Origin of the sequence: Xylophilus sp. ASV27, from assembly GCF_016428875.1 — a bacterium.
GTDB lineage: Bacteria > Pseudomonadota > Gammaproteobacteria > Burkholderiales > Burkholderiaceae_C > Xylophilus.
Genome location: NZ_JAELTO010000026.1, coordinates 36,392 through 44,612 on the forward strand (window position 1 = coordinate 36,392; position 8,221 = coordinate 44,612).

General features: G+C 65.9%; 7 protein-coding genes. 3 read left to right on the forward strand and 4 right to left on the reverse strand.

Annotated elements, in window-relative coordinates:
- Positions 1-100: 100 nt before the first annotated feature.
- From JHD63_RS07870 to JHD63_RS07880, 3 genes are read right to left on the reverse strand one after another with little or no spacing between them, the layout of a single operon-like run.
- Positions 101-1,321: an MFS transporter gene (locus JHD63_RS07870; protein WP_233167776.1), complete on the reverse strand. Its 1,221-nt coding sequence runs from the start codon at positions 1,319-1,321 to the stop codon at positions 101-103.
- A 10-nt stretch (positions 1,322-1,331) separates the two neighbouring features.
- Positions 1,332-2,432 carry a class I SAM-dependent methyltransferase gene (locus tag JHD63_RS07875; protein ID WP_198970197.1) on the reverse strand — a complete coding sequence of 367 codons (1,101 nt, stop codon included), beginning with the start codon at positions 2,430-2,432 and terminating at the stop codon, positions 1,332-1,334.
- Positions 2,433-2,445: 13 nt separating this feature from the next.
- Complete coding sequence (locus tag JHD63_RS07880; protein ID WP_370590426.1) at positions 2,446-4,416, reverse strand: TonB-dependent receptor; 1,971 nt, start codon at positions 4,414-4,416, stop codon at positions 2,446-2,448.
- A 193-nt stretch (positions 4,417-4,609) separates the two neighbouring features.
- Between JHD63_RS07880 and JHD63_RS07885 the strand changes: the two genes are divergently transcribed.
- The 3 genes from JHD63_RS07885 to JHD63_RS07895 all read left to right on the forward strand — a co-directional run bounded on the left by JHD63_RS07885 (position 4,610) and on the right by JHD63_RS07895 (position 7,432).
- Positions 4,610-5,566: a helix-turn-helix transcriptional regulator gene (locus JHD63_RS07885; protein ID WP_198970198.1), complete on the forward strand. Its 957-nt coding sequence runs from the start codon at positions 4,610-4,612 to the stop codon at positions 5,564-5,566.
- A gap of 672 nt (positions 5,567-6,238) precedes the next feature.
- A complete protein-coding gene (locus JHD63_RS07890; RefSeq protein WP_198970199.1) occupies positions 6,239-6,547 on the forward strand; it encodes a DUF736 domain-containing protein in 309 nt (102 codons plus the stop codon).
- Between the two features lie 537 nt (positions 6,548-7,084).
- Positions 7,085-7,432, forward strand: coding sequence for a DUF2958 domain-containing protein (locus JHD63_RS07895; protein ID WP_198970200.1), 348 nt, complete (start codon positions 7,085-7,087; stop codon positions 7,430-7,432).
- Positions 7,433-7,465: 33 nt separating this feature from the next.
- Here the strand turns inward: JHD63_RS07895 and JHD63_RS07900 are convergent, their stop codons facing one another.
- On the reverse strand, positions 7,466-7,774 hold the full coding sequence (locus tag JHD63_RS07900; RefSeq protein WP_198970201.1) for a helix-turn-helix domain-containing protein: 309 nt from the start codon (positions 7,772-7,774) through the stop codon (positions 7,466-7,468).
- Positions 7,775-8,221 lie beyond the last annotated feature (447 nt).

The window sequence follows — 8,221 nt, forward strand, 5'->3', positions numbered from 1 at the left end:
TGCAGCAACTGCACCCGGCTCCTGATGTTGAGGCCTCTCATTGCCTCGATGGGCCTCACCGCTGTCCGAGTTCAGGTGGCGGTGGGGCAGGCTGGGCGCTTCAGGGACGGACAGTCGTGGCAGGCAGATCCTTCGCCTGCCATAGACACAACATGCACACACCCAGCATCGCGACGGCAAGAGTGGTCAGCAGTCCGGCATGGCCTATCTGGTCCAGCAGCACGCCGCCCAGCGCGGGCACGAGCAGTCGGCTGAGCGAAAACAGACTCGATTGCAGGCCGTAGTCCGTTGCTGCCGAACGCTGCCGCGCGAAATGCATGGTCAGCCCGAATGCCAGTGCAGCGATGTAGCCCATGGCTACGGCGACACTCGCGGCGGCAGCCAGGATGGCGGTGGTAGGCAATCGAAAGGCAGCAACGAGCGCCAGGGCGCTCAAGGCAGCGAACCCCAGCCAGGCGCCCGCTGGCACTGCGCGCCGCAGGCCAATGCGGCGGGCCAGAGATGCGGCGGCGATGCTGGAAACCGCTGCGATCGCACCACCGCCCAGGCCAATGATCTGTGCGACGCGCGAGGCTTCGAAACCCAGGTCCAGCATCAGCGGCTTGAGGTAGAACCACGCAGTTCCTACGAACGGGAAGTACAGCATCAGCAGCAGGGTCCACGTCCGGGCACCTGGTTGCGCCAGGTAGTTCTGGAAGTCCTCCAGCAGAGACGTGGAGGCGCGCACCGAGGCGGGCGGGGCCGCCGATGTGGGCTCGTCGCCTGTGTGCACCAGCACCAGCAGTGCCAGAGCGCCGAACGTGAGCAAGCCGGCCAGCACCCAGAACGGCGCATGCCAGCCCCAGCGCAGTTGCACCATGAGCATCGCCCCCCCGCCCACGATGGCCCCCAGCGACAGCGCCGCCGAACGCAGCCCACCGGCCCGAAGTTGTTCGCCGGCTGGCAGGTAGCGGATTGCCAGGGCATTGACGGGTATGTCGGCCCAGGTGGCCAGCCAGGCGGCGGCAAATGCCAACGCGAACAGGCTTATCGGGCTGCCGAGAAGGTCGCTCCAGCCCAGCAGCAGCAGGCTGCCCGCCAGCGCCAGGCACAGGGCCACGGCCCAGACCCGGTAGCGCCGCAGCGGCAGCCGGGCGCTCTCCATGGGCCGGGCCAGCAGGAACTTGAAGACTGCCGGCAGCCCGGCGAGTTGGAACAGACCGATGTCCACGCCTGACCAGCCGTGCTGGCGCATCAGCAGCGGCAGGCCCAGCCACAGGTAGACGCTGGGCGCGGTCAGTGCGAGGTTCATCCAGGCAAACAGGGCCTGCAGGCCGGCCATGCGTGCGCGCTCAGTCATGCGCAGCCATCGGATCGCCCGGAGCCTTGGGCTTGCGGGCGACCGCCACTCGCACCGGCGACATCGGGAAGCGGCCCGAGCCGAACTGCAGGATCTCCACGAAGCCGGCTTCTGCCAGCGCTGCGGCCGTACCGCCTTCGGGCAGCACGTGGCGCCCCACCATGCGCATGGGCAGGTAGAAAGGCATCACCTGCGCTGCCTCCTCGGCCGTGGCTGGCAGCTCCGCATGCACGCAGACGAACAGTCCGCCCGGCGCCATCGCCGCCATGACCTTGGCGAGCACGGCGGCGATGTCGGGCACGAAATGCAGCACCGATGAGCACCACACCAGGTCGAAGCCTTCTCCTGCTCCCTTACCTTCTCCATCAACCAGCGCATCCGAGGCGACGTCGCCGCCCTGCGCGCGCAGGCGTTCGGCAAGGCCGGAGGCCTCGATGTTCTCCTGCGCCACCGCTGCCGTCTCCGGCCAATCGAACACCACGCCCCGCAGACCCGGGAACCGCCGGGCCAGTTCAATGGCGATCCAGCCGGGACCGCCGCCCAGGTCCAGCAGGCGCCTGGCCTGCTGGACCTGGGGCAGCCGGTCCATGATGTCCAGGGCCGCCGCTGCACTGACGGCACGTTGTTCCTGCCCGATCTGCGCGCGTGCCGCCGCGGCCCAGCCAGCGCCGGTGGCCGACTGGAAGGTGTTCTCGGGCAGTTGAGGTCCTTGTTCGACATGGGCGCGAAGCCGGCCCGCGAGGCCACGCAGTGAGGTCAGCCGGTAGCGCCACGCATCGCCGCAAAAGCCTGGCGCATTCCGCACCAGGCATTCGCGGGCCACGGGGGCGAGTGCGTACCGGTCTGGCACCTGCTCGGTGGCCTGCTCGGTGCGTTCCCGCTGCAGCAGCCCCAGGGTCCAGAGCAGTTCCAGCAGGTGAGCGGTGTTGGCCGCATGCAGGCCTTGGCTGTGGGCCAGCTCGGCGGCCGTCATCGGTTCCACCAAGGCATCGAACAGGTTCAGTGCCAAGGCCGTGTCCAGGGCTTCGGCGCGGATGGCAGAGGCTGCCAGGTCCCAGCAGCCGTGCAAGGGATGAAGAGGAAGGGTGTTCATGCTGATGCCTTCCTCACATCCGCCAGGTCAGCCGGACGCCGACTTCGCGCGGCGGGCTGTAGACAGTGACGATGCCGTTCTGAAAACCCACGGCGTCGTAGCTCTTGTTGGCCGCGTTGCGCACGTAGGCGCTCAGCTCGAAGGCGCCGAAGCTGCGTCCCGCCTGAAGGTTGATCAGTCCGTAGCCATTGCGGCTGTAGCGGTTGGCTGCGTCCAGATAGACCTTACCCGCACCGTACACCTGGGCTTGGGCATGCCAGCCGGCGGGGGCGTCGTAGCGAAGGCTCACGTGGCCCGACACATCGGGCGCGAAGGGGTTGCGGTGACCGTCGTAGGTGTTGGCGCCATCCTGGAAGCGGTCGAAACGCGTGCGGTTGAGCGCCAGGCCGGATTGCAGCTGCCAGCCCTGGCCCAGCAGCCAGTCCAGCTCGAATTCAGCACCCGTTGAATGGCCGGACGCGGCGTTGGTGATGTAGACCATGCCCGGCACGGGCATCTGCTGCACCTGCATGTCGCGCATCTGCATGCGGTAGAGCGCGGCTGAGTAGCGCAACCGCTCGCCGGCCAGCGTGCCCTTGATGCCGATCTCCAGGGAGCGCAGCTTCTCGGGCGTGTAGGCCGCGTAGTTGGCCGCAGGCACGAAGACGTTGAAGCCTCCGGCTCGCATGCCCTGGCTCACGCTGGCATAGGCCTGGGCAGAGGGGTCGAGCTGGTATTGCAGCGCGAGCTTGGGCGAGACGTTCGTGTCGCTGGCGGACTGCGTGGCACGTCCTGCCGGCGTGAAATCGACTTGATTGCGTTCAATCCGCGCACCGGCCTCCAGCGTCCAACGCGGGGCCAGGGGGACGGTCCAGTTCGTGAATAGCGCGACGTTGTTGCCTCCCAGCGCAGCGGCCGATTGGCTTTGCGTTGCCGGCAGCTTCTGCGTGTTTAGCAGGTCGTGGTCGTCGCGGTCGGCGTACAGCCCGACGAGCCATCGGGATGCACCAGCCTGGCCTTCGAGCCGCAGCTCCTGCGACAGGTTGCGGAAGCGGTGGTCGCGGGCAATATGCAGCAGGTCTGCTGGCTGGAAGTCTGTGTCCTGCTGAATCCGGTCGCGGTAGGTGTTGTAGGCCGTGATGGAGCGCAGCTTGAGGCCGCTGCCGAAGTCATGGGCCACGTCCAGCGACGCGGTGTCGCCCGCGGAGCGGTTCCAACTGGGCGTGCCCGAGCGCACGGTGGCGCGTGGCGCGGAAGGCGATCCCCACAGCGCCGCGCCGTCGTCAAAATCCTGCTGCGCATAACGCAGCGTGGCATCGGTGCGAGCATCGGGTGTCCAGCGCAGCGCCAGCTTCAGGTTGCGGCGTTCGCGGTCGTCCTCGCGCCGGCCCGTGGCCAGATTGGAAATGAAGCCGTCCTGGCGGCTCCAGTCGCCAGCGATGCTGGCGTACAGCGTGTCCTCCACCAGGGGACGACTCAGCTCGAAGCGCAGCGCGCGACCGGAACGGCTGGACAACGCCGTGGACACGGCGGTGCGCGGCGTGTTGTCTGGCTTGCGGGTGTGGATGCTGATCACCCCGGCCTCAGCGTTGCGGCCATAGAGCGTGGACTGCGGTCCGCGCAGCACTTCCACGCGGTCGATGCCGAGCAGTCCGTCGTCGAAGCCCTGGGCCATCAGCGTCGGCACGCCATCCACCAGCAGCAGCGTGGACGAGGAGAACGAGAAGAACTGCGCCGAGATGCCGCGCATGACAGGCGAATGAACGCCCGCCTGGCCAAAGGACTGGAATGACAGGCCCGGGGTGACCTGCTCCAGCGATTCCAGCCGGGTGACGCCAGCGGCTTCCAGCAGTTCGCCGTCATGCACCGCCACGCTGGCCGCAACGGCGTCCAGCCGCTGCGCCTGTTTGTTGACCGTCACCGTGACGGTGGGCAAGGTCTGCGGCGACTGCTCCTGCGCTGGCGTCTGATCCTGCGCTTGGGCCAAGGGACCGAAGCCGGCCATCGCCAGCGCCCCGAGAGCGCTGGGAAGGCTGGGGGGGAGCCGAAGTCGTGTCATGAGCGGGTTCTTTCTTGCGATGCAATGTCTGGTGTCTTGGAAGTCCTCCTAGTTTGAGCTTCATGAGAATGGTTATCATTTGATTCCATTTGCCATCGGACCGATTTCGTTTGCATTCGGTCCACCATCCTTGTTTCTCATGCGCAACCGTTCCTCGCTCGCTGCGTTGACCCAGGGTCAGCCGGATTCGGCCGGTGCTGGATGGGTGCGCCTGCCGGCAGACGGGGCGATAGCGGGCAGCACGGTGGAACGGCTCGCGATCGAGCCCGGCCTGTCGGTGGTGCGCTCCTGCTTCCTGCCGCGTAGTGATGTGCGGGAAGCGAATGCGAATCCGCCGGAGCGCGGCACGCTGGTGCTGACTTTCGGGCTGGATGGGCGGTCGATCTACCAGAGCGCGCAGGGCGAGCACCTGGGATTTGCCGCGGGCTTCACCACGGCCGCTGCATTCATGGGCAGTGCTGGCGAGCGGCGTTACGCCGCAGGGGAGCGGGTGGTGCAGTTGCGCCTGCTGATCGAAGAACACGCGGTGCTGCAGTGGCTGGGGCGAGACGTCTCCATGCGGCTCATGCCCGTGCGCGGTGTGCGCGCGCTGGCGTCGGCGAGGACTTCTGCCGCGAGCGCCAGCCATGTGCAGGCGCTCTACCGCAGTTCCGATGCCACGGGCCTGGCGGCCCTGGATTGCCGGATCCATGCGCTCACCCTGTTGGCCGAGCAGGTCCGCGCGCTCGGACTGTCGCCGCAGGCGTCTGTGCAAGCTTCACCTCGTCGGGACCATGATCGGCTCGCCCGAGCACGGGACTTGATGCACGCCCAGATGGACCGGCCGTTGACGGTGGCCTATCTCAGTGCCGAGGTTGGCATGAGCGAAACCCGCTTCAAGGCTGGTTTCCGCGACGCCTTCGGCACCTCCCCGGGGCAGATGCTGCTGGAGATCCGCATGGAGCGGGCCAAGTCTCTGCTTGATTCTGGCAGTCAGGTGGCCCAGACCGCCTGGCAAGTGGGCTATGCCCATCCCGGGAACTTCAGTACCGCGTTCGCACGGTATTTCGGCCGTGCGCCGAAGCAGCGGGCGGATGCCCGTCCATCGCAGCATTGATACCCGTAAATCGGCAACCCCGGCCTGCGCTCTATTCGGCGCTCTGAATCCGTCAGAAAACGACCTGCGCCCAGAAGGCCCACGGCCGTACGATCAGATGCACCAAGGTGCTCTTGTCTGCACCTCTAGGGTCGCCACGGCGGTGACAGCGGCCAGCTGGCACCGTGCAGGAGATCTCTCACAGCATCCGCTTCCGTAGCGCGTTGCTCATCGCAGACCTCCATCGTTGCGCCGTTCCTGCCGGACTGACCGACGCTGTACGGGCCATGTTCGTTCGGCCTTGTCGTCGATAGGTTTGGCATTCGGCGCTGCCGAATCCATGCCGGAACGCTGTTGCTGCGGTGGCCGTGCCTGAGCCATGCGATCCGTCCGTCGAGGACAGATCCGCTCCCTCGGCCTTGTATTTGCCGTGAATCCTGGCGCGGGCACGGCGCACGCTTTCTGCGTTCGGTGCGCCTCGGGCTTGTTCGCCGCAACCGGCCTGCCCAAGAGATTTCCCCTCCGCTGCGCGGATTCCTCGCGAGCCAAATCTCCCGGGCCTGCCGGTCCTCCACTCGCGTTGCGGCCCTTTATTGCATTGCGGGTGCGGCGCACCCGGCACCGCGCCGTCCGGTTCACGCCAAGGCCGCGATGGGCGCGGACTTGGAACCAACCTCGAAGGACTTTTCAATCATGGCTCACATCGGCACTTTCACCGCACAGAACGACGGCTTCACCGGCACGGTTCGCACCCTCACGCTGAACGTGAAGGTCAAGATCGTGCCCAACGACAAGGGCAGCGAGAACGCACCGGACTACCGCATCGTCGCAGCCGGTGGATTCGATATAGGCGCGGGCTGGAAAAAGCTCAGCCGTGCAGACCGTCCGTACGTCTCCGTGACACTGGATGACCCGTCGTTCCCGGCGACGATTTACGCCCGCCTGGTCGAAGGCGAGGACGGTGCGCACAACCTGATCTGGTCGCGCAGCCGGGGCGACTGAACGTCGCCTCTGGCCGGCCCCGCCTCTAGGCGGGGCTTTTGCCTGTTCACTGTCGTCGTCGACCGCATCGGCCCGCGCCGGTGTGAGCCACGCCCCGTTCGGTCTGTTCTGTTCATCCGAGCTTCGTCGTAAAGCCGCTTTCGTTCTTCTGTGCTTCCACGGATCGGCGTAAAGGAACAAAAGGGGCTTTGTGCTTCGTCGGTTTCGAGCAGAAGCGCATTTCAAGTTCCACGGGAATACGGGCGTCTCCGGCAAAGCCGGACCGCGCTCTTGTGCTGCGCATCGAGCCACCCACGGTGTCTCGCCCCTTCGGGCGCCGATCACTGATGCCTGCGCGCTGCGCTTGCCAAGGCAGGTGGTGTGTAGGGCTGGCTTGCTGTGACCTTCATCGTGTCACGGCGTTCTCGCCGTCGAGGTCTGCGCGTGCTCCGCACGCTGGCGTCCTGGCGGCCGTCTTTGAACCTGGACTGCTGCGCTGCGCCATGCCTCTTTGCGGTCTCGGGCAATCCCGCCCTGATTCCGTTCAAGGAGAACGACATGACGAAGCTCATCACTGACGAACAACGTGCACAGCTGCTGACCAACGGCCGGCAATCCATCGAGAACCCGGACTTCGATCCGTATCCGGTGGTCAAGCTGTTCACGCCCGACGCCGGAGCGACCTGGCTGATCTCAAGCATCGATCCGCATGACGACGATCATGCGTTCGGACTCGCCGATTTGAATCTGGGGTTTCCTGAGCTGGGTTGGGTGAGCCTGGCGGAGTTGAGCGCTCTGCGCGGGTCGCTGCGTCTGCCGGTGGAGCGCGACCTGTACTTCAAGGCGGACAAATCCATCAGCACCTATGCGCGTGAAGCCCGGATGGCCGGGCGCATCGTCGCGTAGCCTTCTGGGAGGACTGCGTGTCTGAGCCGTCGGCTATCGTGCTGGCGGCTCGCGCCATTCCTTCGGAAGGCGCGCCTCCGCCTCCAGCACCAGTTCGCCCGCGCTGCGCTGCAGTGCGCGGGCGATCTTGAACACCAGAGCGAGCGTGGGCATGTGCTCGCCGCGCTCGATCTTGCCCATGTGAGAGCGTTCGATGCCGGCAAGATGGGCGAGGGCTTCCTGGGCGATGCCGTCCTCGGTGCGAATCGCGCGCACGGCGGCGCCGAAGGCGAGCGCCGGCACGGCATCGAATGTCGTGGCACCGGCAGGCCTTCCTCGCTGGATCGCACGCTTGGCTTGCATGGCCCAAGCGTCGTCTTGCATGGCTATTAAAACCACGTTAAAGATAACTCTATGCTTGGCGCGCAGCAGAGGTGCGGCCTAGATGTCGTTTTCCGCTAAAGGCTGGACTGTTCCCGTTAAAGCTGGACTCGCCCGCTAATTCCCGGACTCGGCATGGTCAAGAAGTGACGTAGAGGTTCTCACTTTGGGGAGAAGGCTTTGAGCTGCACTCACCGAGATGTTCAGATCAAACCGCCGCGCGATCTCGCCGCGCACATGGTCTGCACGCCAACCCGTTCGAGGCGACAGGAGCCAGGTCGCCGAGGCCAGCCATTGCCTAATTGTTGATTTCCATGCAACCGCAACCCACCATTTCCATCTCGATCTGACCCACCCTGGTTCGTGAACTTCACGCTCACGTTGTGGATAAGTTCTTGGTCGCCTTCTCCTTCTTGGTGGTCTGTGGTG